This is a genomic window from Spirillospora sp. CA-128828 (assembly GCF_050945415.1).
Lineage (GTDB): Bacteria > Actinomycetota > Actinomycetes > Streptosporangiales > Streptosporangiaceae > Spirillospora.
On record NZ_CP191986.1, the window covers coordinates 4,804,109 to 4,827,215 of the forward strand.

Sequence of the window (23,107 nt, forward strand, 5' to 3'; positions counted from 1 at the left end):
GGTGAGGGTGGTCCCCTGCCGAAAGTCGGGGGTGACGGTGGTCTTTGGCGGGATCCGCCGGGTGGTGATCGTTTCCTAGCGTCGTGTGCCATGGACGGGATCATGGGTGCGGTGGACACGGCGGTGACGTCGCCGTGGTTCTACCTGGTGTTGTTCGCGGTGGCGGCGATCGACGGGTTCTTTCCCGTGGTGCCGAGCGAGAGCATGGTGATCACGGCGGGGGTGTACGCGGCGTCGGGGACGCCGGAGCTGGTGCCGGTGGTGGTGCTGGCGGCGCTGGGCGCGTTCACCGGTGATCATGTGTCGTATCTGGTGGGCCGCCGGGCGGGTGGGCGGCTGGTGCGGGGGCTGCGGCCGGGGACGCGGCGGGATGCGGCGTTCGGGTGGGCGCGGCGGACGATGGCCGAGCGGGGCGGGCTGATCCTGGTCGTGGCGCGGTATGTGCCGGGCGGTCGGACCGCGGTGACGGTGACGATGGGCGCGGTCGGTTACCGGTTGCGGTCGTTCTCACTGTTCGCGGCGTTGGCGGCGGTGTCGTGGGGGCTGTACGGGGCGCTGCTGGGTTATGTCGGCGGGGTGGCGTTCGAGGACGATCCGCTGAAGGGCGTGGCGGTCGGTCTGGGGCTGGCGCTGTCGGTGACGGCTGCGGTGGAGGGTGTGCGTTTCGCGCGGCGGCGCCGGCGTGCGCCGGCGGGGGCCGGTGAGGTGCTGGAGCGTGAGCCGGTGGGGCGTGTCGGGCCGTTGTCCGGCGGGTGATCCCTGGAAGGTGACAGGCTTACGTGCGGATGGCCGTACGGTGAACTTCGGCGGTCCGTCCGGTGTCTGACAGGTATCGGGACGGGCCGCCGCGAGCGTGAGGGAGAGCATGGGAGCGCCGGATTTCAGCGCCGATCTGTACCGGGACATCACCGAGTTCGCGCAGGGCACGCCGTCGTGGGTGCATTCGGCGGCGGACGTCGGGACGGATGCGGGGCTGCTGCTGTTCGCCGCGTTGTTCGTGGCGGGCTGGTGGCGGGCCCGGGGCCGGGACGCGCGGGCGATGGGGCTGGCGCTGGCGGCGCCGTTCGCGGTGGTGTCGGCGTATCTGGTGAGCGAGGTGTCCAAGAGCTACATCCAGGAGGAGCGGCCGTGCCGGGCGGTGGCGGGGGCGGTGCACATCGCGGCGTGTCCTGCGCAGGGCGACTGGTCGTTCCCGAGTAATCACGCGACGATCGCGGCGGCGTCGGCGGCGGCGATCGTGGTGGCGTGGCGGGCGATGGCGCCGGTGGTGCTGCCGCTGGCGGCGCTGATGGCGTTCTCGCGGGTGTTCGTGGGTGTGCATTACCCGCATGATGTGGCGGCCGGGTTCGTGGTGGGGGTCGTGGTGGCTCCGGTGGTGGCGCTGCTGCTGGTTCGGGCGCTGGGTCCGCTGGTGGAGGCGTTGCGGGGCGTGGGGGCCGGTGCGGTGCTGCTGGGGGCGCGTCCGGTGGCGATTGCGGGTCCGGGCTTCGGGGCCGCGCCTGTGGGGGCGGCTTCGGGTATGGCGGGGTCGCGTGGCGGTGCGGGGCCGATGGTGGGTGCCGCGGTGCCGGCGGATGAGGCGTCGGTGACGATGCCGGATGTGATGGGCGGGGTGACGCGGCGTCAGGGGCCGCTCCCCTAGCCGGACGGGCGGGCCTGTGCGGGCCGTCCCGGGTGGTGCTTCGGCGCTGCCGGGGGCGGCCCGTTCCGTTGTGCCGGGTTCTTGCCGAAAGTCGGGGGCGGGTGGTGGCGTCCGCGCAGTGTGCGGGTCCTCCCCCGCGGCTTAGCTTCGGTCGGGTGGCAGGACTCGGCGGGAGGTTTCGGTGATCGGTTTGCGGGGTCTGACGAAGCGGTTCGGGGACCGGACGGCGGTGGACGGGCTGTCGCTGGAGGTGGCGGCGGGGAAGGTGACGGGGTTTCTGGGGCCGAACGGGGCCGGGAAGTCGACGACGATGCGGATGATCGTGGGTTTGGATCGTCCGAGCGCGGGTGTGGCGCTGGTCGGGGGCCGCCGGTACGGGGCGTTGCGGCATCCGCTGCGTGAGGTGGGGGCGCTGCTGGACGCGGGGGCGGTGCATCCGGGGCGGTCGGCGCGGGCGCATCTGGTGGCGATGGCGCGCAGCAACGGGATCGCGCGGGGCCGGGTGGAGGAGGTTCTTGCGCTGGTGGGGCTGGAGGCGGTCGCGGGGCGGCGGGCGGGGGCGTTCTCGCTGGGGATGCGGCAGCGGTTGGGGATCGCGGGTGCGCTGCTGGGTGATCCGGGGGTGCTGATGTTCGACGAGCCGGTGAACGGGCTCGATCCGGACGGGGTGCTGTGGGTGCGGCGGCTGATGCGGTCGCTGGCGGCGGAGGGCCGGACGGTGTTCGTGTCGTCGCATCTGATGAGCGAGATGCAGCTGACGGCCGACCGGCTGGTGGTGATCGGGAAGGGGCGGCTGCTGGCGGACGCGCCGATGGCGGAGGTGATCGCGGCGGGTTCCGGGAGCGCGGTGCGGGTTCGCACTTCCGGCGCGGGGGTGCTGGCGGGGCGGCTGACGGCCGTCGGCGCGGAGGTGCGGCGCGCCGGTGAGGAGGAGTTGCGGGTGGTGGGGTTGGACGCGGAGCGGGTCGGGCTGATCGCTTTCGAGGCGGGGGTTCCGGTGCTGGAGCTGGGCGCCGTGGGGGCGTCGTTGGAGGAGGCGTACATGGAGTTGACGGGTGCGAGCGTGGAATACGGTGCGCCGTCGGGGACGGGGGTCTGAGCGGTGGCGGTCTTCGGGTTCGGGGCGGGGGCGCGGCACGGCGTCGGGGGTGGTGGTCTGCGCGGTGCGGTCGCCGCGGAGTGGACGAAGCTGTGGTCGGTGCGGTCGACGTGGTGGGGTCTGGCGTCGGCGGTGGCGCTGATGGCGGTGATGTCGTTCACGCTGGCCACGTCGACGGTGTCGAATAACACCAACGCGGTGCCGGGCGACGACATGGGGGTGGTGTCGGTGAGCGGGGTGGCGGTCGGTGCGCTGGACATGGTCCAGTTCGTGGTGCTGGCGATGGCGATCCTGGTGGTCACGGGTGAGTACGCGACCGGGAGCGTCCGGGCGACGTTGCAGTGGGTGCCGCCGCGGGGCCGGATGCTGGGGTCGAAGGCGGTGGTCGTGGCGGCGGTGACGTTCCCTGCCGGGGTCGCTTTGAACGTTGTGGGCACCGTGGTCGCCGGCCCGGTCCTCGGCCGGTGGGGGCGGCTGGCGGCGGCGGGGTTCGCTGCCGATGCGCTCCAGTCGGGGGTTTACCTGGCGTTGGTGAGCGTGCTGATCCTGGGGGTCGGGGCGATGGTGCGCAGTACGGCGGTGGCGTTGACGACGGCGTTCCTGTTCCTGCTGGTGGTGCCGATGCTGCTGGGCGGCGGGGACGAGTCGGGTCTGCCGCGGCGGGTGTCGGACGCGCTGCCCAGCAGCGCCGGCCGGTATTTCATGTCCGGGGACGGCCCGTACCCGGAGGTGGCCGGGCTGGGGATCCTGGTGGCGTGGACGGTGGCGGTGCTGTGCGGCGGTGTGCTGGTGCTGCGCCGCCGCGACGCCTGACCGGGCCTCACCGCGCCGGGACGGGCCGGGTCGTGGCGGGTCAGCCGGTCTCGTCGGTGCCGTCGACGAGACCGGCTTCGTAGGCGATGACGGCGGCCTGGACGCGGTTGCGGACGTCGAGGCGGGTGAGGATGGCGCTGACGTAGGCCTTGACGGTGCCTTCGACGACGTGGAGGCGGGTGGCGATCTCGGCGTTGGACAGGCCGGCGCCGAGCAGGGCGAGGACGTCGCGTTCGCGTGGGGTGAGGGGGGCGGTGCGGCGGCGGGCGCGGGCGCCGCCGGCGAGGCGGCCGCCGCCGATCTCGGTGATGACGCGGTGGGCGACCTTCGGGGACAGGTAGGCGGCGCCGCCGGCGACGGCGCGGACGCCGGCGATGAGCTCGCGGGGGTCGCCGGATTTGAGCAGGAAGCCGCTGGCGCCGCCGGACAGGGCGCGGGCGATGTACTCGTCCTCGCCGAAGGTGGTGAGCATGATGATGCCGGTGGCGGGGGCGACGCGGCGCAGTTCGGCGGCGGCGGCGAGGCCGTCCAGGCGGGGCATGCGGATGTCGAGGAGGGTGACCTCGGGGCGGTGCCGGAGGGTGAGGTCGATGGCCTCGTGCCCATCGGCGGCCTCGGCGACCACCTCGATGCCGGGGTCGGCGGTGAGGATCGCGCGGACGCCCGCGCGGATCATCGCCTCGTCGTCGGCGAGCAGTGCCCGGATCACTCGTCCTCCTGGTCGTTGTGGTTCTGGTCGCTGAGCTGGTGGGTGTCGTAGGAGTTCTTGCCGGTGAGGCGGCCGCCGGTGAAGCAGAGCCGGTAGATGCGGGTGACGCCGAGCAGGTTGGCGTCGGGCCGGTAGTAGCGGCAGTCGGCGTGGGCGGGTTCGGGGACGGCGGCGCGGACGACGCCGGCGTCGGTGGTCTGCATGGGCGGGAGGGTCTGTTCGACGCGGTCCTGGGGGGCGCCGACGCGCAGGGCGGCGTAGTCGGCGGGCGGGAGGACGGAGTTGAGGGCGGCGTAGACGTAGTAGCCGGCCATGATGGCGCCGAGGAGGGCCATGAGCGCGGCGGGGACGGCGATCGCGGTGACGAGTCCGCGGCGGACCTGGCGGCGTTCGCGGGCCAGGTGCAGGGCCGATTCGGAGGGCCACTCCCCCGTGCCGGTGGCGGGGGCGGTGAGGCCGAGTGCGGCGCGCAGGGCGTCCCCGGCGGTCGGCCCGGGCCGGGTGGCGGGGGGCCGGGTGCTGGAGGGCGGGGACGGGGTGCCGGGGAGGGTCGCGGTGACGTGGAAGCCGCCGGCCGGGGTGGGGGCGGCGTGCAGGGTGCCGCCGAGGGTGCGGACGCGTTCGGTGAGGCCGGTCAGCCCGCGCCCGCCGGAGGGCAGCAGCGGCGGCCCGCCGGGCGGCGGTTCGTTGACGACCGTCACCGTGATCTCCGGGGAGGGCGTGCCGGTGCGGGTGAGGGTGACGGTGACGGCGGCGCCCGGGGCGTGCTTGGCGGCGTTGGTGATGGCCTCTTGGACGATGCGGTGGGCGGTGACCGCGGCGAGTGGCGCCAGGCCGGGCAGTGCGGTGTCGGCGCCGGTGAGGTGGACGGGGACGCCGGACGCGCGGGCGCGGGCGACGAGGCCGGGGATGCTTTCGCCGCCGGCCGGGGTGGGGGCGGCGCCGGTGTCGGCGCCGGTGTCGGGCTCGGTGGCGTCGTCGCGGAGGACACCGATGATCTCGCGGAGGTGGTCGGTGGCGTCGGCCGCGCCGGCGCGCAGTTCGGCGGCGGCGGTGCGGTGCCGGTCGTCCAGGCCGGGGGCGACCTCCAGGGCGCCGGCGCGGACGGCGATGAGGGCGAGTTCGTGGCCGAGGGAGTCGTGCATGTCCCGGGCGATGCGGGCGCGTTCGCGGAGCCGTTCGCGTTCGGCGGTGATGCGCTGCTCGTGTTCGAGGTGTTCGGCGCGTTCCCAGCCGGCGCTGAGCAGTTCCTGGTACTGGCGCCAGTAGCGGCCGACCAGCCACGGCAGGACGCCGAGCAGGACGAGCCAGACGGTGGAGGGGAACCAGGTGGTGACGGCGATGCCGCGGACGGCGGCCAGCAGGATCCCGCCGGCCAGCACGGCGGCGAACCCCCACAGCAGGGGCTGCGCGCGGACGGTCCGGCGGCCGGTCAGGTAGGACAGGACCGGCATGGCGAACACGAAGTTGCCGTGGACGGCGATCAGGGCGATGGCGGTGAGCAGCGCCGCGGTGGGCCGGGCGCGGCACACCGCGACGGCGGCTGCGAGGACGGCGAGCCCGGCCGGCTCCAGCCACCAGGCGGGCCGGTGGGGCTGCAGCGGGGAGATCATGTCGACGGTCACCGGGGACGCCAGGGCCGCGTAGAGCAGGACGTCCTTGACCAGCGCGGCGCGGGAGGGGCGCCGGACCAGTGCGCCCAGGCTGCCCGGCGTGCGCGGCGCGGCGGGGGCGGGAGCCGCGGAGTCGTTCACGCGCCCCACGCTACTGGCCGGTGAAGTGGGGTGTTACTGACGAAAGTCAGGGGTGCGGGCGGCGCCGCCGGGCTGGGGTGATCACGGTGTGGCGCGGGACGGGACGGGCTGGGCTACGGTTGGCGCGTGACAGCGCCCCCGGACCCCCGCCGGCGGCCGCCCGGGCGGGCGGGCCGGGTGTGGTGGCCGCGCGGGCGGGCGGCCGACGCGGTGCTGGCGGCGGCGGTGCTGGTGGTCACGGTGGCGATGAGCGTCATGGCGGCCAAGCCCGGGGATCGTCCGCTGTGGCCGGGCGGGCTGGTGCTGATCACGGTCGCGGTGGCCGCGCTGGCGTGGCGGCGGCGGTATCCGGCGGTGGTGCTGGCGGTCGCGGTGGCGGTGCCGCCGCTGTACTACCCGCTGGGGTATCCGGACGGGCCGGTCGCGGTGGTGCTGTGGGTGGCGCTGTTCACCGCGGCGGTGGAGTGCCGGCTGGTGGTGTCGCTGGGCGCGGTGATCGCCGTCAACGCCGGTTTCCTGGCCGTGTCGGAGGCGCGCGGCGGGGGCGGGGGCGGGGACCCGGACGCGATCGTGGACGCGCGGGGCGTGGCGTCGCTGTCGATGGGGCTGCTGGTCACGGTGGCGGTCGGGCAGTACGTGCGCAGCCGCCGGGACCGGGCCGAGGCGGCCGAGCGGCGCGCGGCGGCGGCCGAGCGGGACCGTGAGGAGGAGGCGCGGCGCCGCGCCGTCGCCGAGCGGCTGCGGATCGCGCGGGAGTTGCACGACGTGCTGGCGCACCAGATCTCGCTGATCAACGTGCAGGCGGGGGCGGCGCTGCACCGCCGCGACGACGCCGACCGCGCGTACGCGGCGCTGGAGGCGATCAAGGCGGCGAGCAAGGAGACGCTGCGGGAGCTGCGCGGGGTGCTGGGCGTGCTGCGGCAGGTCGACGCCGAGGAGCCGGGCGGGCCGGTGGCGCCGCCGCCGACGCTGGCGCGGGTCGGTGAGCTGCTGGAGCGGACCACCGCGGCCGGGCTGTCGGTCCGCCGCGCCGGCGACCTGGCCGGTGTCATGGCCGGTGGTGAGGCGGCGGTGGAGCGGCTCGCCGGGCTGCCGGCGCCGGTCGGGCTGGCCGGGTACCGGATCGTGCAGGAGGCGCTGACCAACGCGGTCCGGCACTCGGGGGCGGCGGCGGTGACGGTCGAGGTGCGGCGCCTGCCGGGCGAGGTGATCGTGCGGGTGGACGACGACGGTACGGGACCCGCCGCCGCGGCGGGCCGGGACGGGCCGCACGGGAACGGGGTGCGGGGCATGCGGGAGCGGGCGGCGTCGGTCGGCGGGGAGCTGACCGCGGGGCCCGGCCCGGCGGGCGGGTTCCGGGTGTGGGCGCGGCTGCCGCTGGACGGCGCCGGTGGAGCGAACGAGCTGGAGGAGAGCGCGTGATCCGGGTGTTGCTGGCCGACGACCAGACGCTGGTGCGGGCGGGGTTCCGGTCGATCCTGGAGGGCGAGGACGACATCGAGATCGTCGCCGAGGCCGGGGACGGGGAGCAGGCGGTGGCGCGGGCGGGTGAGCTGCGGCCCGATGTGGTGCTGATGGACATCCGGATGCCCGTCCTGGACGGGCTGGAGGCCACCCGCCGGATCATCGCCGACCCGCGGCTGTCCGGCGTCCGGGTGGTGATCTTGACGACGTTCGACCTGGACGACTACGTCTACGGTGCGATCAAGGCCGGGGCCAGCGGGTTCCTGGTCAAGGACACCGAGCCGCCGGAGCTGATCCACGGGGTGCGGGTGGTGGCGCGCGGCGACGCGCTGCTGGCGCCGACGGTGACGCGGCGGCTGATCGCCGAGTTCGCGTCCCGGATCACCGCGCCGCCGCCCGCCGCTGAGCTGAGCGCCCTCACCGACCGGGAGACCGAGGTGCTGGAGCTGGTCGCGGCGGGACTGTCGAACGAGGAGATCGCCGGGCGGCTGGTGCTGTCGCCCGCCACCGCCAAGACGCACGTGAGCCGTATCCTGGCCAAACTGGGGGCGCGGGACCGGGCGCAGCTGGTGGTGCTGGCGTACGAGACGGGGATGATCCGTCCCGGCTGGCTCGGCTGACCCCTGCCCTGCCTTGGCCGGCGCGGCCCGCCGGTTCGAGCGGGCCGGTGCAACCGGGCCCGGGGCGGCAGTGTTGAACGGATGTGACGGTTACGGACGAAGCTCTTCCCCACGCCCCGCCCGGCACCGGCGAGACCGCGGGCGGTGAGGTCGCCGCGGCGCTGGTCGATGACCTGGACGCCGGGTTCGTCGTCCTGTACGAGGCGTACCGGGGCGCGGTGTTCTCCACGGCGCTGCGGCTGTGCGGGCGGTGGGCCGAGGCCGAGGACCTGTCCGCCGAGGCCTTCCTGCGCGCCTACCGGGCGCTGGCCGGATATGAGGCGGCGCGGATCGCGGAGCTGCGCCCGCGGGCGTGGCTGCTGACGATCCTGACGAACGTGTGGCGCAACAGCGTGCGGTCGGCGGTGCGGCATCCGCCGCCGGGCCCGATCGAGGACGCACCCGACCCGCCCGACCCTGGCGAAGGCGTCGAGGACGCCGCCGCGCGGCACGAGACCGGACGCGAACTCGGCGCGCTGCTGGCCGAGCTGCCCGAGACCCAGCGCGCCGCGGTCGTGCTGCGGCACGTCACCGACCTTCCCGTCGCCGAGATCGCGTCCGTCCTGGACCTGCCCGAGGGCACCGTCAAATCGCACATCTCCCGCGGCCTGGCCCGCCTGCGCAGGCTCCGCACCGAACCACGACACGAACCACCGCACGAATCACGGCCCGAACCGCACGATCGCGACCTGCGACGGCAGAAAGGGGGCATCCGATGACCCGCACCGGCCCCGCCGAAGGGGCACCCGACCCGCTGGCCCGGGAACTGGCCGGCCTGGCCGCCGACGCGCCCCCCACGCTGCTGGACCGCATCGCCGCCCGCCGCGTCCACGTCCCCGGGCCCCTGCCCGGCCTGCAGGTCGCCTTCACCGACCACGGCGTCGCCTACCTGCGCGCCGGGATGGACGACCGGGAGTTCGCGGCGGCGTTCCGCGCCCGGTTCGCGCGGCCGCTGCTGCCCGCCGGCCGTCCCCCGGCCGGGCTGGTTCCCGCGCTGCGCACCGGGCGGCTCGGCGGCCTCGCGCTGGATCTGCGGGGCCTCAGCGACTTCGAGGCCGCGGTGCTGCGCGCCGCCGCGCAGATCCCGCGCGGGCAGACCCGCCCGTACGCGTGGGTGGCGCGGCGCGCGGGGCGGCCCAAGGCGGTCCGCGCGGTGGGGTCGGCGCTGGGCCGCAACCCCGTCCCGCTGCTGATCCCCTGCCACCGGGTGACCCGGTCGGACGGGACGCTCGGCGACTACGTGTTCGGCGAGGACGCCAAGGAGCGGCTGCTGCGCGCCGAGGACGTCGACGTCGACGAGGCCGCCGAGCTGGCGCGGCGCGGGATCCGCCTCGTCGGCTCCGACACCACCGGGATCGTGTGCTACCCGACCTGCGGTGACGCGCGCCGGATCACGCCGGAGCACCGGCGCGTGTTCCGGGACCTGGCCGCCGCCGAGGCCGCCGGGTACCGGCCGTGCCTGCACTGCGGCCCCGGCGGCCCCCGTCCCGCCTGAGAGCGCGGGCATAGAACGGCGCGGGACGGGAATGGGCCGTCCACCTGCGGGGACGAACCCGCGGGCACCGCCGACGAGGGGGAGATCGCCATGCGCGTCGTCGTCACCGGCGCCACCGGCAACATCGGGACCGGCACCGTCCGCGCGCTCACCGAGGACCCGGCCGTCACCGCCGTCACCGGGCTGGCGCGCCGCGAGCCCGGGCCCGAGGCCGGCCGCGAGGCCGATCCGTCCGGGACCGGCAAACTCGAGTGGGCGCAGGCCGACGTCACCGACACCGACCTGGTCCCGCTGATGCGCGGCGCCGACGTCGTGATCCACCTGGCCTGGCTGTTCCAGCCCACCCACCGTCCCGCGGTGACCTGGGACGCCAACGTCGTCGGCAGCGCCCGCGTGTTCGACGCCGCCGCGCGGGCCGAAGTGCCCGCGCTGGTGTACTCCTCGTCCATCGGCGCCTACTCCCCCGGCCCGAAGGACCGCGCCGTCGACGAGTCCTGGCCGACCCACGGTTGGCCCGGCGCCGCCTACAGCCGCGAGAAGGCCTACGTCGAACGGCTCCTGGACGCCTTCGAGGCCGCCAACCCGCGCTGCCGCGTGGTGCGGATCCGGCCTGGGTTCATCTTCGAGCGGCAGACCGCCGCCGAGCAGCGGCGCCTGTTCGCCGGGCCGCTGCTGCCCGGGCGGCTCGCCCGCCCCGGACTCATCCCGGTCGTGCCGGATCTGCCCGGTCTGCGGCTACAGGTCCTGCACTCCGCCGACGCGGGGCAGGCGTTCCGGCTCGCCGCCACCGGCGACGCCCGCGGCCCCTTCAACATCGCCGCCGAACCCGTCCTGGACGCCGCCGAACTCGCCGACCTCCTCGGCGCCCGCACCGTCCGGCTGCCCGCCCGGGGTGTGCGGGCGGCGCTGGCCGCCGCGTGGGGCCTGCACCTGGTCCCCGCCTCCCCCGGACTGTTCGACCTCGCCCTGCAGGTCCCGCTGATGGACACCGTGCGGGCCCGGACCGAACTCGGGTGGACGCCCCGGCACACCGCCCGCGAGGCGATCACCGAGTTCCTGGAGGGCCTGCGCGCGGGGTCCGGCCGCGGCACCCCGCCGCTCGCGCCCGGCGCCGGCGGCCCCGGCCGCGCACGCGAGTTCGCCACCGGCATCGGCCGCAGACCCTGACCGCGCCGGCCGCCCGCGACACGCGCGCACCCCTGTTCGCACAGCCCGATCGCACAGCCCCGTCCGCACTCGCCGACACGAATCCGGAGGTCACCCGATGCCGACGATCACACCCGACCACCTGCACACCCTGCTGGCCTCCGGACGCGGCGCGGCGCTGGTCGTCGTCGCCGGGAAGGCCGCCGTGGTCCCCGCCGGCCCCGGCCGCGGCGACGGGCCCGAGGACGCCATGGTGATCACCACGCGGGACGCCGTCATCGCCGAACTCGACACCGGCGCCAACGAGGAGCAGATCGAGGCGCTCGCCCAGCGCCTGGACACCGCGTTGGAAAGCCTCGGCGGCTGACGTCAGGCCGGCGGGTCGCGGCGGCGCCGGCGGTGGCTGGTGTCGCAGAACGGGTAGGAGCGGCTGCGGCGGCACGCGCACAGCGCCACCAGCCACCGGTCCGACATCACCGTCGTGCCGTCCTCCAAGACGACCTCGACCGGTCCCTCCACCAGCACCGGGCCGCCCGGCACCATCCGGACCCGCCGCCGGTCCCGGCCGCCGGAGGCGGCGGCCTCAGGCGGCCCGCCGGTCGCGCCCATGTCCCTCCCCCTGTTCCTCCCCGTCCTCGATCCGGTCGGCGCGCACCACCACCAGGTCCTCGTGCCGCTGCCCAGGCCCGAGCACGCCCCGCGCCCGCAGCCCGCCCGCGCGGCGCCGCATCACCGGCCCGAACGGCTCCCGGTGCCGTGCCACCACCGACGCGCGCAGTCCCGCGCTGCGCAGCGCCACCAGCGTGGCGGCCACCCCGTTCAGCGACGAGTGCACCATCAGCAGCGTCCCCGCCGGGCCCAGATGCCGCGGGGCCCGCGCGCAGATCCGGTCCAGCAGCGCGCGGCCTTCGGGCCCCGCCTCGAAGGCACGGGCGCGGCCCCGCACCGCCGCCGGGTCGGCGTCCCCCGCCACATACGGGGGGTTGGCGACGATCACGTCGAACACCTCGCCCGCGACCGGCGCGAACAGGTCACCGCGCAGCACCCGCAGCGGCAGCCCCCGCATCCGCGCGTTCACCCGCGCGGCCAGCACCGCCTGCGCCGAGACGTCCACCGCGACGACGTCGCAGCCCGCCCGCGCCGCGGCCAGCGCCACCGCGCCCGTCCCGGTGCCGAGCTCCAGGACCCGCGCGCCCGGCGGCGCCCCCGCCCGGCCGAGCGCCCGCAGCAGCGCGCCGGCCAGCAGCGCGGTGTCGGACTGGGGTCGGTACACCCCCGGCGGCCTGAACAGCAGCATCGCCCGCCGCCCCGCTCACCCGGCCGCCGCCGGTGCGGTGTCCGGCGCAGCGTCAGGCGGGGCGTCCGGCAGCGGGTTCCGCAGCGCCGAGCGGCCCGCCTGCCAGCACGCCAGCAGATGGGCACCAAGCCGGTCCTCCAGCAGGCTCGTCGCCCGCACGCCCAGCACCACGTCCCCGGCCAGGCCCGGCTCGGCCTCCAGCAGCCCGCCGATCACGTCGTGGCGCAGCACCTGCTCGTGGACGGCGTCGGCCTCGATGTGCTCGGTGTAGAACAGCAGTGCCCGCGGGCCCGCCCCCAGCCGCTCCAGCGCCGCCGCAATCCGCCTGGCCGCCGGCGCCGTGGTGGTCTCCGCCGCGGCGAAATGCCCCACGAGCGCCGCCCGCAGCGACCGCCGCAGCCCGAACAGCGACATCATGTTCACCGTCGCCAGCATCACCGCCGGCGCCGCCTCCACGTACGCGCCGTAGGAGGCGTCCAGGCCCAGGTCGGCCAGCAGGCCGGCGTACAGGCCCTGATGGACCATCTCCGGGCGGCCGCCGCCGAACTCGTCGTTCTCCACCGCCACCAGCGCCGTCTTCGCCCGGCCCCGCAACCTCGGGATCACCCAGGCGTGCGGGTCGGCCTCCTTCAGGTGGTACACCGACCGCAGCGCCGCGTGCTCGCACAGCTGCCACCACTCGCCGTCGTCGCGCAGGTGACGGGAGACGCCCCGCGCGTCCGCCGGTTCGGCCAGCAGTTCCCCCAGCGCCTCTGCCACGCCGCCGCCCGGGGTGTCGCGGCGCAGGGCCGACAGGAACACCTCCTCCATCGCGCCGCGCAGCCGCAGCAGCCCCGGGTCCCACTCCCAGTCCGGATCCACGCCCGCGAAACCCCGGTAGTGCAGCTCGTAACAGATGTGCAGGGCCAGCTGCAGGTCCTCCCCGTAGGGGTCGGCGTCCCCCGCCTCGGTCACCAGGGGTGCGGCGAACACGGGTGCGGCGAACACGGTCCCGGTGCGCGCCTTGCCGGCGGCCGTGGGACGGGCCGGCGGGCCCGACGCCACGGCGGCGGCGACGGCCCGCGACAGCGGCCCGCGCGGCGCCGGCAGCACCGGCTCACCGGCCGGCGCCCGCACGGGCCCGGGCGCGGGGCCGTGCCCGGCGGGCCGGTCCTGCTGAACGGTCATGTCTCCTCCGTCGTCACGGGACGTCCGGCTCAGGTACCCGCTCACCCGCATCCCATACGCCCGGTTCCTCCCCATATGCCGGGCTCAGGTCCGCCGCTGCGCCGCCCAGCACTCCCGCAACGTCACCCGCCGCATCCGCCAGTGCGTCAGCCGCCGGGGCGGTCAGGCCGCCGGACTCGGTCTGCCGGGCCAGCGCCTCCACCACCGCGCGCGGGCCGTCCCGCCGCGCCGCGCGGCGCTGCCGGTCCGTGCCCGTCCCGGCCCGCCGGACGCCCTCCACCAGCGCGAACACCGCGTCCAGGTCACCGGCCCTCGCCAGCGCCGGGCCCGCACGGGCGATCAGGGCGTCCACCATCCGCCACGCGGGCACGGCCCGCCGCGTGACCGGATCCGCCATCGGGCCGTCCAGGCCGTGCCGGGCCGCGTTCCACAGCGCCGCCGCGCACACCTGCCCGTCCACCCGCGGCGCCTCCCGGCCCGCCGCCAGATCCTCCAGCGCGGCGGCGACCAGGCCCCGCACCAGCGCGGCCTGCAGCACCGCCTCGTCCGCGGTCGCCGCCGTGTCCGCCGCCCGCACCTCCACCGTCGGCCACCGCGGCGACGGCCGCGCCAGCCAGAACGTCATCGCCGCGTCCACCAGCACGCCCGACTCCACCAGCGTGGCGACCCGCGCGTCGTAGTCGGCCGCCGACGCCGACCACGGCGGCACCCCCGCGCCCGGGAACCGCGCCATCTCCACCATGCGGCGGCCGGCGTACCGGGTGCGGCGGCCGTGGTCGAACGGCGAGTTCACCGACAGCGCCAGCAGCACCGGCAGCCACGGCCGCAGATGGTTCACCACCGCCACCGCGGTGTCGCGGTCGGGGACCCCGACGTGGACGTGGCAGCCGCACGCCTGGTAGTCCTCCACCACGTCCCCGTAGGCCGCGACGATCGCGGCGAACCGCTCGCCCCGGGCGACGGGCGGCGGGCGGCCGTCCAGCACCGGCGTCCCCGACGCCACCAGCAGCGCGCCGCCCGCCCGCGCCGCCTCCGCCAGCCGCGCCCGCCCGTACCGCAGCTGCGCCCGCAGGCCCGCCAGGTCATGGCACACCCCGGTCGCCGCCTCCACCTGCGAGGCCAGCAGCTCGGCGTGGAACGAGCCGCCCGACCCCTCCCACCGGTGCGGACTCGCCCGCCCAAGGACGTCGTCGGCGTGCGGGACGCACTCGCCCGACACCGCGTCCACCAGCAGGAACTCCTCCTCCACCCCGAGGCTCACACCCGCCGCCGCGGTGCCGCGGGTGATGTCGTGTGCGCCCATGCCGAGTCCCCCTCGCTCGCGCAGACCGCGTCACCCGGGGGATGCCCGTCCTGGACGCCCCCTCCCCTCCCCCGCCAAGATCCTTTCCGCCGTCCGCAGGCCGGTGACCGGATCGTTCCGCCTCACGCCGCGATGATGCCTGCCGCGGACCGCCGCGCACGGCCAGGATCGACCCCATGAACCGAGCGCTCCTCGTCATCGACGTCCAAGAGTCCTTCCGCCGCCGCCCCAACTGGGCCGCGGTCTCGGCCCCCGACATCGCCGCCCGCGCCGCCCGCCTGGCCGACGCCGCGCGCGCCGCCGGCGACCTGGTCGTGTGGGTCCTGCACGCCGAACCCGGCTCCGGCGAGGTGTTCGACCCCGCCCTCGGCCACGTCCGCCTCATGGACGGCCTGGCCCCCGCCGCCGGGGAACCCGTCCTGACCAAGACCTCCCGCAACGCCTTCACCACCACCGGCCTGCAACAGCTGCTCACCGCCCGCGGCATCGGCGAGGTGACGATCTGCGGCATCCAGACCGAGCAGTGCTGCGAGACCACCGCGCGCCTGGCCGCCGACCTCGGCTACCGGGTCACCTTCGTCACCGACGCCACCGCCACCTTCCCCATCGAGCACCGCGACGCCCCGCCCGGCCGTCCCCTCGCCGAGATCCTCGCCGACCCCGCCACCCTGGACACCGGCCGGATCATCGCCCGCACCGAGTACGCCCTGGCGGGGCGGTTCGCCTCCATCGCCTCCATCGACGACCTCGCCCCCGTCGGCGCCGCCGCCGGGTAGGCTGACCGGATCGTGACACGCATCGTCTTCCTGCTCGTCCCCGGGCTGCACCTGCTCGACCTCGCCGGCCCCGCCCAGGTGTTCTCCACGGCCGCCGACAACGGCCTGCCCTACCGGCTCGCCTACGTCGCCGACCGCCCCGCACCCGGGGACGGGGACGGGCAGGAAGGCGTGCCCACCGCGCAGGGCCTCCCCCTGCAGGCGCCCACCGCATGGCCCGGCCTCACCCCCGGCGACATCGTCCTGGTGCCCGGATGGCGCTGGGGCACCGGCGAACCCCACGCACCGCCGATCTCCGGGCACGCCGCCCGCCGCCTGACCGCCCACCACGCCGCCGGCGGCACCGTCGCCAGCGTCTGCGCCGGCGCGTTCGCCCTCGCCCATGCCGGGCTCCTGGACGGCCGCCGCTGCACCACCCACCACGAACTCCAGGACGCCCTCGCCCGCCGCCACCCCCGCGCCGCCGTCGTCCGCGACGTCCTCTACATCACCGACCGCCGCGTCGTCACCTCCGCCGGCATCGCCTCCGGCATCGACCTGGCCCTGCACCTGGTCGCCGCCCGGCACGGCCCCGGCGCCGCCGCCCGCACCGCCCGCGCCATGGTCGTGTACGCGCGCCGCAACGGCGACGAACCCCAGGCCAGCGCCATGCTCCGGCACCGCGCCCACGTGTCCGACGCCGTCCACCGCGCCCAGGACCTCATCGACGCCCGCTACACCCGCACCCTCCCCCTGCACGCCCTGGCCGCCGAGGCCGGTGTCAGCGAACGCACCCTCACCCGCCGCTTCACCGCCGCGACCGGGCTCACCCCGCTGCGCTACCAGCAGGAACTGCGCGTCGAACGCGCCGAGCACCTGATCGGGCAGGGCACCACCGCCGACGCCGCCGCCCGCGCCGTCGGATTCACCGACGCCCGCATGCTCCGCCGCCTGCGCGCCCGCACCTGACCCCGCGCAAACCCTTCGCACCCCAGCCCGCGCCCGGTCGCGGGCCGTCAGCCGTGCAGCGCCACATACGGCGCGAGCACCAGCAGGCTCACCACCAGCGCCGCCTTCAGCGCCCGCGCCGGCACCGCCCGGGCGATCACCCAGCCCGCCAGCACCCCCGCCAGCTCCGGGACGCCCACCAGCGCCGCCAGCGGCCAGTCGACCGCGCCCGCCGCGACGTACCCGGCGGTCGCGGCACCGGCGATCACCACCGACTGGGCCTGCGCCGCCGCCAGCGCCGACAGTACCGGCACCCCCAGCGCCACCAGCAGCGGGACGCTCAGCATCGGCCCCCCGACCCCGAACATCGCGCCCGCCGCCGCCACGACCGCACCCACTCCCAGGGCCGCCGGCCGCCCCGGCCCGGCAGCGGCCGGCCCCGACTCCTGCGGGCGGCGGCACAGCACCAGCAGCGCGGTCAGCGCGACCAGCACCCCCAGCAGCACACCGAACACCCGGCCCGTCACCAGGCCGTTCAATAGCACCCCCACCGGCGTCCCGGCCACCGCGCCCGCGCACAGCAGCCCCGCCGTCCGCCGCGTCCGCGGCTCGCGCAACTCCCCCGACCGCGTGTAGGCGGCCGTCGCCAGCACACCGGTCGCGACGTTGGTGACGATCGCCGTCCCCGCCACCCGCGCGGGCGGCAGCCCCGTCAGCGCGAACAGCCCCACCGTGATCAGCACCCCGCCCGGCCCGACCGCGGTGATCCCGACCCCGGCGGCCAGCCCCACCAGGACCAGCGCGGCCACCACGCCCGGCTCCAGCCCCGTCACCGCACCGCCCGTGACCCGTCCACGCCCGACCGCCCCGGTTCCGCCGCTGTCGCGTTGATGTTCCGCCGCTCATGCTAGGCCGCGCCCGCCCGGGAGGCCCGGTGCGGGAGCGGTTGGGAAGTACCGGCGCGTCTGAGATCCTGCTGCCCGGGCGGGGCCTCCGCCTGCGGGACGCCGGGCCAGGGGAGGAACCGTGCGCTACGTGCTGATGATCTGCAGCGACGAGACCGCCGGGACCGACCCCGAGCTGGCCGCCGCCACCGGCTGCGGCGGCTGGTCGGAGGAGATGACCCGCCGCGGCGTCATCCGCGGCGGCGCCGGGCTCGCGCCGCCCGACCGGGCCACCACCGTGAAGGTGCGCGGCGAGGAGGTGCTGCTGACCGACGGCCCGTTCGCCGAGACCAAGGACCAGATCGGCGGGTTCAGCGTGATCGAGTGCGCCGGGCTCGACGAGGCGATCGAGATCGCCGCCCGCCACCCGTGGGCCGCGCTCGGCCAGATCGAGATCCGCCCGGTCGACGAACCGGCCCCCGGGACGGGCTGACCGGCGATCCGGGCGCAGAAAAACCTGCGCCGTCGGGGGCCTGGGTGTCGATTCCGCGGTTCCGTGCTCGTCGGGTGGGGTGAGAGCCGCACCAACGCGGGCGGCATGGGAAGGAAACCATCATGGAAACCGTGCACTCCAAGGACGGCACTGAAATCGCCTTCGACGGGATCGGCGAAGGACCCGCCCTGGTCCACGTGGGAGGGGCCCTGAACGACCGCGGCTCGGGCGCCGCGCTCGCCGGGCTGCTGGCCCCGCGCCACACCGTCCTCAGCTACGACCGCCGGGGACGCGGCGACAGCGGCGACGCCCCGCCCTACGCCGTCGAACGCGAGATCGAGGACCTGGCCGCCGTCATCGAGACCGCCGGCGGATCCGCCGCCGTGTACGGGATGTCCTCCGGGGCCGTGCTGGCGCTGCGCGCGGCCGCGCACGGGCTGCCCATCACCCGGCTCGCGCTGTTCGAGCCGCCCTTCGTCCCCGCCCACGACGACCGGGTCACCCGCGCCCGCGCCTACAACACCGAACTGACCGCGCTGCTGGCCGACGGCCACCGCGGCGACGCCCTCGCCCTGTTCATGACGAACGTCGGCATGCCCGCCGAGATGGTCCGGCAGATGCGGGGCGCGCCGATGTGGCCGGCGCTGGAGGCGCTGGCGCCCACCCTCGCCTACGACTCGGCCGTCATGGACGACGCCGCCACCGGCGCCGAGCTGCCCGAGGACCTCCTCGGCCGGGTCGCCGTCCCGGCGCTCGTCCTGGACGGCGGCGACAGCCCCGCCTGGATGCGCGACATCGCCCGCCGCACCGCCGCGCTCCTGCCCGCCGGGACGCACCGCACCCTGGACGGCCAGACCCACGACGTCGACCCCGCCGCGCTCGCCCCCGCCCTGGAGGAGTTCCTCACCGGCTGACCCCGCAGCTCGCAGCGCAGGTCACGGGGGCGGGTCACAGCGGCGGGTCACAGCGGCGGGTCACGGCACCGGTACCTCGACGTGGCCGGGTGCGCCGCGCCGCACCGACGCGCGCCCGGCGGTGACCTCGGCGGCCCACGCCTCGAACGCCTCCAGGTCGGTGACGGGCACCGCCACGTCGGCCTCCACACCGGCCCCGTAGCGGACGTCGCCGGGCTGGTGCCCGCGGGCGTGCAGGTCGCCGAGGAACCGTCCCGCCAGCGCGTGGTCCACGCCCACGGTGACCGTCACCACCGGGCGCAGCTCCACCACCCCGACGGTGTCGACGGTGTCGGCGACCGCTTGGGCGTAGGCGCGCGCCAGACCGCCGGTGCCGAGCTTGACCCCGCCGAAGTAGCGGGTGACGACCGCGACCGTGCCGGTCAGCCCGCGCCGCACCAGCACCTCCAGCATCGGGATCCCCGCGGTCCCGGCCGGTTCGCCGTCGTCGCTGCTCCTGGTGATCTCACCGTGCTCGCCGACGACGTAGGCGGTGCAGTTGTGGGTGGCGTCGCGGTGCGCGCGCCGGTGCCCGCCGATGAACGCCGCCGCCTCGGCCTCGTCGGCGGCGCGGGCGAGCGTGCACACGAACCGGGACCTGCGGACCTCCAGCTCCCGCGAACCGCCCTGTCTGATCATGCGCATGGCGTCCCCGGTCCAGGGTCGCGGCCCCAGGGGCCGCGGGTCAGACCAGCTCGATGAGGTCGGCGATGGACGGGACGACGCGGTGCGGCCGGAACGGGAACCTGGCGATCTCGTCCTTGCGGGTCACGCCGGTCAGCACCAGGATCGTCTCCAGCCCCGCCTCGACGCCGGCGACGATGTCGGTGTCCATACGGTCGCCGACCATCGCGGTGCTCTCGCTGTGCCCGCCGACCACGTTCAGCGCCGTCCGCATCATCAGCGGGTTCGGCTTGCCGACGAAGTAGGGCTCCACACCCGTCGCCCGGGTGATCATCGCGGCGACCGCGCCGCAGGCCGGCAGCGAACCCTCCGGGGACGGGCCGACCGGGTCGGGGTTGGTCGCCACGAACCGCGCGCCGCCCTCGATCAGCCGGATCGCGCGGGTGATCTGGGAGAAGCTGTAGGTGCGGGTCTCGCCGAGCACCACATAGTCGGGGTCGATGTCGGTCAGGACGAACTCCGACTCGTGCAGCGCCGTCGTCAGTCCCGCCTCCCCGATCACGTACGCCGATCCCTCGGGCCGCTGGTCGGCCAGGAACCGGGCGGTGGCCAGCGCCGACGTCCAGATCGACTCGGCCGGTACGGCGAGGCCCGCCGCCGCCAGCCGGGCCGACAGGTCCCGGCGGGTGTAGATCGAGTTGTTGGTCAGGATTAGAAACGGCTTTCCGGATGCCGCCAGGCGGCGGACGAACTCCTCGGCGCCGGGGACGGGCCGGCCCTCGTGCACCAGGACCCCGTCCATGTCCGACAGCCAGTACTCGATCGGCTTGCGCTCGGTCATGCCCCCATTGTCGCAGGCAGGGATCTTTGCCCGGACCATCCGGCCCGGCGGCGGCGTTGACCTGCGCGTGACGCGGATCATAGATTCTCGGGCACGGCGCGCCGAATCGTGTTCGGCGGACGGCTCGCGCGGCGGTGCGCCGAGACGACCCCGCGGGAGGCGCGACGTGCAGGACCAGGACGAGCGGCGGCAGGACGGGCAGGGCAGGGAGCTTCCGGGCATCGCCGAGGTCAGGGCGGCCATGACGGCGCCCGGGCAGCTGTTCGAGATGGCCGAGACCGAGATCCGGGGCGTGCGGACCCGCGTGTGGAAGAACGCCCCTCCCACCCTCCGCGAGATCCTGGAGATCTCCCGCGCCCACGGCGGCAAGGACTTCCTGGTCTACGGCGACGACCGGCTCACCTTCGCCGGCCACTACGCGCGGGCGGCGGCGTTCGCGCGGCTGCTCATCGACCGGTACGGGGTGGCCAAGGGCGACCGGGTCGCGATCGCGATGCGCAACTACCCCGAATGGTCGGTGGCGTTCTTCGGCGCCGCCGCGGCCGGCGCCGTCGTGGTGCCGCTGAACGCCTGGTGGAGCGCCGCGGAGCTGGAGTACGGGCTGGCCGACAGCGGCGCCAAGGTCCTCGTCGCCGACGCCGAGCGCGCGGAGCGGCTCGCCGGGGTGGTGCCGAAACTGGGGGGCGCGTGCCTGGTCGCGCGGGCCGGCGACGCCCCGCCCGAGGGCGCCGAGGCGCTGGAGGACGTCCTCGGCGACGTCGGCGACCCGGCCGCCGCGGCGCTGCCGGACGTGCCGCTCGACCCCGACGACGAGGCGACGATCTTCTACACCTCCGGCACCACCGGGCGTCCCAAGGGCGCCCTCGGCACGCACCGCAACATCACCACCAACCCCGTCAGCCTCGCCTACGGGATCCTGTCGGCCGGGGTCCGCGCCGGCCGGACGGTCGAGGAGCTCGTCGCGCCGCAGCCCCGCGTGACGCTGCTGAGCGTCCCGTTCTTCCACGCCACCGGCTGCCACTCGGTGCTGGTCGCCAGCGCCCTGCAGGGCGGGACCGTGGTGCTGATGTACAAGTGGGACGTCCGCAGGGCGCTGGAGCTGATCGAGCGGGAGAAGGTCACCGGGTTCGGCGGCGTCCCCACCATGGCGTGGCAGGTGCTCACCTCCCCCGAGTTCGGCGAGTACGACACCTCCAGCCTCACCGGGGTCAGCTACGGCGGCGCCCCGGCCGCGCCCGCCCTCGTGGACAAGATCAAGGAGCGGCTGCCCGAGCGGGTGCCCGGCAACGGCTACGGCCTCACCGAGACCTCCTCGGTCACCACCTACAACGGCGGCGTGAACTACCTGGAGCGGCCCGAGAGCGTCGGCCCGCCCGTCGCGGTCTGCGACGTCAAGGTCGTCGACCCGGCCGGGAACGAGCTGCCGTCCGGCGAGGTGGGCGAACTGCTCATCAAGGGCCCCAACGTCATCAAGGGCTACTGGAACAAGCCCGAGGCGACCGCGCAGGCGTTCGTGGACGGCTGGTTCCACAGCGGCGACCTGGCCCGCCTGGACGGCGACGGGTTCGTCTACATCGTCGACCGCGCCAAGGACATGCTGATCCGCGGCGGCGAGAACATCTACTGCGCCGAGGTCGAGGCCGCCCTGTACGAGCATCCGGCCGTCGCCGACTGCGCCGTGATCGGCGTCCCGCACCAGGTCCTCGGTGAGGAGGTCGGCGCGGTGATCGTGCTGCGCCCGGACGCCGCGGCCACCGAGCGGGAGATCCAGGAGTTCCTCGGCGGGAGGATCGCCGCGTTCAAGGTGCCCGTCCGCTTCTGGTTCCGGGCGGAGGGCCTGCCCCGCAACCCCGGCGGCAAGATCCTCAAGACCCGGCTGCGGGAGGAGCTCCTCGGCTGACCGCGCCGCGCCCGTGCGGCACCCGCGCGGCCACCTGGGCACCCGTCCGGGCGCCGCGAGTACCGTGATCTTGTGACGAACAACGATCCGCGCCCCGCGATCCGCCAGATCGACGCGCCCGGCCTCGCGCCGGGCCCCGGCTACAGCCATGCCGTCTCGGTCGACCTCCCGGGCCGGCTGGTGGTAATCAGCGGGCAGATCGCCCTGGACGCCGCCGGGAACCTCGTCGGCCCCGGCGACCTGGAGGCCCAGACCCGGCAGGTGTTCGCCAACCTGGAGGCCGCGCTCACCGCGGCCGGCGCCCGCTGGGAGCACGTGGTGCGGCTCGGCTACTTCCTGCGCGACGCCGGCGGCGTCGGCGCCGTGCGGGCGGTGCGCGCCGAGTTCGTCCCCGCGCACGTCTCCCCCGCGGCGTCGCTGATCGAGGTGTCGCGGCTGGTCCGCGACGACCTGCTCGTCGAGATCGAGGCCCTCGCCGTCGTCCCCGCCGCCTGACCGCCTCGGCCCGCGGCCGCGTAGAAGCGCGGCGGGGCGCCCCCCAGCCGAAAGGGGGACGCCCCACCGGGGCACGGCCGCGGGTCAGACGTTCACGCCGAAGTCGGAGGCGATGCCCGACAGGCCGGAGGCGTAGCCCTGGCCCACCGCGCGGAACTTCCACTCGGCGCCGTTGCGGTACAGCTCGCCGAACACCATCGCGGTCTCGGTCGAGGCGTCCTCCGACAGGTCGTAGCGCGCGATCTCGCTGTTGTCGGCCTGGTTCACCACGCGGATGAAGGCGTTGCGGACCTGCCCGAAGCTCTGCTGCCGGCTGTCGGCGTCGTAGATCGACACCGGGAACACGATCTTGGTGATCTCGGCCGGGACCGCGCCCAGGTTCACCTTGATCGCCTCGTCGTCGCCCTCGCCCTCGCCGGTGAGGTTGTCGCCGGTGTGCTCGACCGAGCCGTCGGGGCTCTTGAGGTTGTTGAAGAAGATGAAGTGCTTGTCCGACAGGACCTTGTTCTCCGCCGAGCACAGCAGGGCGCTGGCGTCCAGGTCGAAGTCGGTCCCGGTCGTGGTCCGCACGTCCCAGCCCAGACCAACCACGACGGCGGTCAGTCCGGGGGCCTCCTTGGTCAGCGAGACGTTGCCGCCCTTGCTCAGACTGACTCCCACTGTGTC

26 protein-coding genes are annotated in these 23,107 nt (G+C 75.7%); 16 read left to right on the forward strand and 10 right to left on the reverse strand.

Annotated elements, in window-relative coordinates; all coding sequences use genetic code 11:
• Nucleotides 1–90: 90 nt before the first annotated feature.
• The 4 genes from ACQPXG_RS23605 to ACQPXG_RS23620 all read left to right on the forward strand — a co-directional run bounded on the left by ACQPXG_RS23605 (nt 91) and on the right by ACQPXG_RS23620 (nt 3,554).
• Entirely contained in the window at nt 91–756 is a 666-nt protein-coding gene (locus ACQPXG_RS23605; RefSeq protein WP_433461277.1) for a DedA family protein, read from the forward strand.
• A 109-nt stretch (nt 757–865) separates the two neighbouring features.
• The gene (locus ACQPXG_RS23610; protein ID WP_433461278.1) at nt 866–1,642 is read left to right on the forward strand and encodes a phosphatase PAP2 family protein; all 777 of its coding nucleotides are present in this window, start codon (nt 866–868) and stop codon (nt 1,640–1,642) included.
• A 181-nt stretch (nt 1,643–1,823) separates the two neighbouring features.
• Nucleotides 1,824–2,741, forward strand: coding sequence for an ATP-binding cassette domain-containing protein (locus ACQPXG_RS23615; protein ID WP_433461279.1), 918 nt, complete (start codon nt 1,824–1,826; stop codon nt 2,739–2,741).
• Nucleotides 2,742–2,744: 3 nt separating this feature from the next.
• Nucleotides 2,745–3,554 carry an ABC transporter permease gene (locus tag ACQPXG_RS23620; RefSeq protein ID WP_433461280.1) on the forward strand — a complete coding sequence of 270 codons (810 nt, stop codon included), beginning with the start codon at nt 2,745–2,747 and terminating at the stop codon, nt 3,552–3,554.
• A gap of 40 nt (nt 3,555–3,594) precedes the next feature.
• Here ACQPXG_RS23620 and ACQPXG_RS23625 read toward each other — a convergent pair whose 3' ends face one another.
• Both ACQPXG_RS23625 and ACQPXG_RS23630 read right to left on the reverse strand, forming a co-directional pair.
• Nucleotides 3,595–4,263, reverse strand: a complete 669-nt coding sequence (locus ACQPXG_RS23625; protein ID WP_433461281.1) for a response regulator — start codon at nt 4,261–4,263, stop codon at nt 3,595–3,597.
• The gene (locus ACQPXG_RS23630; protein ID WP_433461282.1) at nt 4,260–6,017 is read right to left on the reverse strand and encodes a histidine kinase; all 1,758 of its coding nucleotides are present in this window, start codon (nt 6,015–6,017) and stop codon (nt 4,260–4,262) included. Before ACQPXG_RS23630 ends, ACQPXG_RS23625 begins: the two co-directional genes overlap by 4 nt.
• A gap of 126 nt (nt 6,018–6,143) precedes the next feature.
• Here ACQPXG_RS23630 and ACQPXG_RS23635 point away from each other — a divergent pair, with 126 nt between their 5' ends.
• From ACQPXG_RS23635 to ACQPXG_RS23660, 6 genes are all read left to right on the forward strand, one after another.
• Entirely contained in the window at nt 6,144–7,439 is a 1,296-nt protein-coding gene (locus ACQPXG_RS23635) for a sensor histidine kinase (protein WP_433461283.1), read from the forward strand.
• On the forward strand, nt 7,436–8,101 hold the full coding sequence (locus tag ACQPXG_RS23640; RefSeq protein ID WP_433461284.1) for a response regulator: 666 nt from the start codon (nt 7,436–7,438) through the stop codon (nt 8,099–8,101). The genes ACQPXG_RS23635 and ACQPXG_RS23640 overlap by 4 nt, the downstream gene beginning before the upstream one ends.
• An 83-nt stretch (nt 8,102–8,184) precedes the next feature.
• Complete coding sequence (locus tag ACQPXG_RS23645) at nt 8,185–8,859, forward strand: RNA polymerase sigma factor (RefSeq protein ID WP_433461285.1); 675 nt, start codon at nt 8,185–8,187, stop codon at nt 8,857–8,859.
• The gene (locus tag ACQPXG_RS23650) at nt 8,856–9,635 is read left to right on the forward strand and encodes a methylated-DNA--[protein]-cysteine S-methyltransferase (protein ID WP_433461286.1); all 780 of its coding nucleotides are present in this window, start codon (nt 8,856–8,858) and stop codon (nt 9,633–9,635) included. The genes ACQPXG_RS23645 and ACQPXG_RS23650 overlap by 4 nt, the downstream gene beginning before the upstream one ends.
• Nucleotides 9,636–9,725: 90 nt before the next feature.
• Nucleotides 9,726–10,802, forward strand: a complete 1,077-nt coding sequence (locus ACQPXG_RS23655) for an NAD-dependent epimerase/dehydratase family protein (RefSeq protein WP_433461287.1) — start codon at nt 9,726–9,728, stop codon at nt 10,800–10,802.
• Between the two features lie 97 nt (nt 10,803–10,899).
• Entirely contained in the window at nt 10,900–11,148 is a 249-nt protein-coding gene (locus ACQPXG_RS23660) for a hypothetical protein (protein WP_433461288.1), read from the forward strand.
• 2 nt (nt 11,149–11,150) lie between these two features.
• Here the strand turns inward: ACQPXG_RS23660 and ACQPXG_RS23665 are convergent, their stop codons facing one another.
• The 4 genes from ACQPXG_RS23665 to ACQPXG_RS23680 are packed head-to-tail and all read right to left on the reverse strand — an operon-like array spanning nt 11,151 to nt 14,548.
• Nucleotides 11,151–11,390: a CDGSH iron-sulfur domain-containing protein gene (locus tag ACQPXG_RS23665; RefSeq protein WP_433461289.1), complete on the reverse strand. Its 240-nt coding sequence runs from the start codon at nt 11,388–11,390 to the stop codon at nt 11,151–11,153.
• Nucleotides 11,365–12,078: a HemK2/MTQ2 family protein methyltransferase gene (locus ACQPXG_RS23670; RefSeq protein WP_433461290.1), complete on the reverse strand. Its 714-nt coding sequence runs from the start codon at nt 12,076–12,078 to the stop codon at nt 11,365–11,367. Before ACQPXG_RS23670 ends, ACQPXG_RS23665 begins: the two co-directional genes overlap by 26 nt.
• A gap of 15 nt (nt 12,079–12,093) precedes the next feature.
• A complete protein-coding gene (locus ACQPXG_RS23675; RefSeq protein WP_433461291.1) occupies nt 12,094–13,245 on the reverse strand; it encodes an iron-containing redox enzyme family protein in 1,152 nt (383 codons plus the stop codon).
• A gap of 13 nt (nt 13,246–13,258) precedes the next feature.
• The gene (locus ACQPXG_RS23680; RefSeq protein WP_433461292.1) at nt 13,259–14,548 is read right to left on the reverse strand and encodes a carboxylate-amine ligase; all 1,290 of its coding nucleotides are present in this window, start codon (nt 14,546–14,548) and stop codon (nt 13,259–13,261) included.
• Between the two features lie 176 nt (nt 14,549–14,724).
• Here ACQPXG_RS23680 and ACQPXG_RS23685 point away from each other — a divergent pair, with 176 nt between their 5' ends.
• Both ACQPXG_RS23685 and ACQPXG_RS23690 read left to right on the forward strand, forming a co-directional pair.
• The gene (locus ACQPXG_RS23685) at nt 14,725–15,324 is read left to right on the forward strand and encodes a cysteine hydrolase family protein (RefSeq protein WP_433461293.1); all 600 of its coding nucleotides are present in this window, start codon (nt 14,725–14,727) and stop codon (nt 15,322–15,324) included.
• Nucleotides 15,325–15,336: 12 nt separating this feature from the next.
• The gene (locus ACQPXG_RS23690; RefSeq protein ID WP_433461294.1) at nt 15,337–16,272 is read left to right on the forward strand and encodes a GlxA family transcriptional regulator; all 936 of its coding nucleotides are present in this window, start codon (nt 15,337–15,339) and stop codon (nt 16,270–16,272) included.
• A gap of 47 nt (nt 16,273–16,319) precedes the next feature.
• Here the strand turns inward: ACQPXG_RS23690 and ACQPXG_RS23695 are convergent, their stop codons facing one another.
• On the reverse strand, nt 16,320–17,084 hold the full coding sequence (locus tag ACQPXG_RS23695) for a sulfite exporter TauE/SafE family protein (protein WP_433461295.1): 765 nt from the start codon (nt 17,082–17,084) through the stop codon (nt 16,320–16,322).
• Between the two features lie 193 nt (nt 17,085–17,277).
• Between ACQPXG_RS23695 and ACQPXG_RS23700 the strand changes: the two genes are divergently transcribed.
• Together ACQPXG_RS23700 and ACQPXG_RS23705 are read left to right on the forward strand one after the other, a co-directional pair.
• The gene (locus ACQPXG_RS23700; protein WP_433461296.1) at nt 17,278–17,628 is read left to right on the forward strand and encodes a YciI family protein; all 351 of its coding nucleotides are present in this window, start codon (nt 17,278–17,280) and stop codon (nt 17,626–17,628) included.
• Nucleotides 17,629–17,750: 122 nt separating this feature from the next.
• On the forward strand, nt 17,751–18,542 hold the full coding sequence (locus ACQPXG_RS23705) for an alpha/beta fold hydrolase (protein ID WP_433461297.1): 792 nt from the start codon (nt 17,751–17,753) through the stop codon (nt 18,540–18,542).
• A gap of 60 nt (nt 18,543–18,602) precedes the next feature.
• On the opposite strand, the gene ACQPXG_RS23710 is transcribed toward ACQPXG_RS23705, so the two are convergent.
• Nucleotides 18,603–19,226, reverse strand: a complete 624-nt coding sequence (locus tag ACQPXG_RS23710; protein WP_433461298.1) for an IMPACT family protein — start codon at nt 19,224–19,226, stop codon at nt 18,603–18,605.
• 40 nt (nt 19,227–19,266) lie between these two features.
• On the reverse strand, nt 19,267–20,046 hold the full coding sequence (locus ACQPXG_RS23715; RefSeq protein ID WP_433461299.1) for an HAD-IIA family hydrolase: 780 nt from the start codon (nt 20,044–20,046) through the stop codon (nt 19,267–19,269).
• A gap of 166 nt (nt 20,047–20,212) precedes the next feature.
• On the opposite strand from ACQPXG_RS23715, the gene ACQPXG_RS23720 reads away from it, so the two are divergent.
• The gene (locus tag ACQPXG_RS23720; RefSeq protein WP_433461300.1) at nt 20,213–21,946 is read left to right on the forward strand and encodes a class I adenylate-forming enzyme family protein; all 1,734 of its coding nucleotides are present in this window, start codon (nt 20,213–20,215) and stop codon (nt 21,944–21,946) included.
• A gap of 72 nt (nt 21,947–22,018) precedes the next feature.
• Nucleotides 22,019–22,441, forward strand: coding sequence for a RidA family protein (locus ACQPXG_RS23725; RefSeq protein WP_433461301.1), 423 nt, complete (start codon nt 22,019–22,021; stop codon nt 22,439–22,441).
• 84 nt (nt 22,442–22,525) lie between these two features.
• On the opposite strand, the gene ACQPXG_RS23730 is transcribed toward ACQPXG_RS23725, so the two are convergent.
• Entirely contained in the window at nt 22,526–23,101 is a 576-nt protein-coding gene (locus ACQPXG_RS23730) for a TerD family protein (RefSeq protein ID WP_433461302.1), read from the reverse strand.
• Nucleotides 23,102–23,107 lie beyond the last annotated feature (6 nt).

Excerpts from the sequence above, each read along its gene's own strand:
- ACQPXG_RS23605 (WP_433461277.1), top strand. The coding sequence starts at position 91 with ATGGACGGGATCATGGGTGCGGTGGACACGGCGGTGACGTCGCCGTGG.
- ACQPXG_RS23610 (WP_433461278.1), top strand. The coding sequence starts at position 866 with ATGGGAGCGCCGGATTTCAGCGCCGATCTGTACCGGGACATCACCGAG.
- ACQPXG_RS23650 (WP_433461286.1), top strand. The coding sequence starts at position 8,856 with ATGACCCGCACCGGCCCCGCCGAAGGGGCACCCGACCCGCTGGCCCGG.
- ACQPXG_RS23655 (WP_433461287.1), top strand. The coding sequence starts at position 9,726 with ATGCGCGTCGTCGTCACCGGCGCCACCGGCAACATCGGGACCGGCACC.
- ACQPXG_RS23660 (WP_433461288.1), top strand. The coding sequence starts at position 10,900 with ATGCCGACGATCACACCCGACCACCTGCACACCCTGCTGGCCTCCGGA.
- ACQPXG_RS23665 (WP_433461289.1), bottom strand. The coding sequence starts at position 11,390 with ATGGGCGCGACCGGCGGGCCGCCTGAGGCCGCCGCCTCCGGCGGCCGG.
- ACQPXG_RS23670 (WP_433461290.1), bottom strand. The coding sequence starts at position 12,078 with ATGCTGCTGTTCAGGCCGCCGGGGGTGTACCGACCCCAGTCCGACACC.
- ACQPXG_RS23675 (WP_433461291.1), bottom strand. The coding sequence starts at position 13,245 with ATGACCGTTCAGCAGGACCGGCCCGCCGGGCACGGCCCCGCGCCCGGG.
- ACQPXG_RS23680 (WP_433461292.1), bottom strand. The coding sequence starts at position 14,548 with ATGGGCGCACACGACATCACCCGCGGCACCGCGGCGGCGGGTGTGAGC.
- ACQPXG_RS23685 (WP_433461293.1), top strand. The coding sequence starts at position 14,725 with ATGAACCGAGCGCTCCTCGTCATCGACGTCCAAGAGTCCTTCCGCCGC.
- ACQPXG_RS23705 (WP_433461297.1), top strand. The coding sequence starts at position 17,751 with ATGGAAACCGTGCACTCCAAGGACGGCACTGAAATCGCCTTCGACGGG.
- ACQPXG_RS23710 (WP_433461298.1), bottom strand. The coding sequence starts at position 19,226 with ATGCGCATGATCAGACAGGGCGGTTCGCGGGAGCTGGAGGTCCGCAGG.
- ACQPXG_RS23715 (WP_433461299.1), bottom strand. The coding sequence starts at position 20,046 with ATGACCGAGCGCAAGCCGATCGAGTACTGGCTGTCGGACATGGACGGG.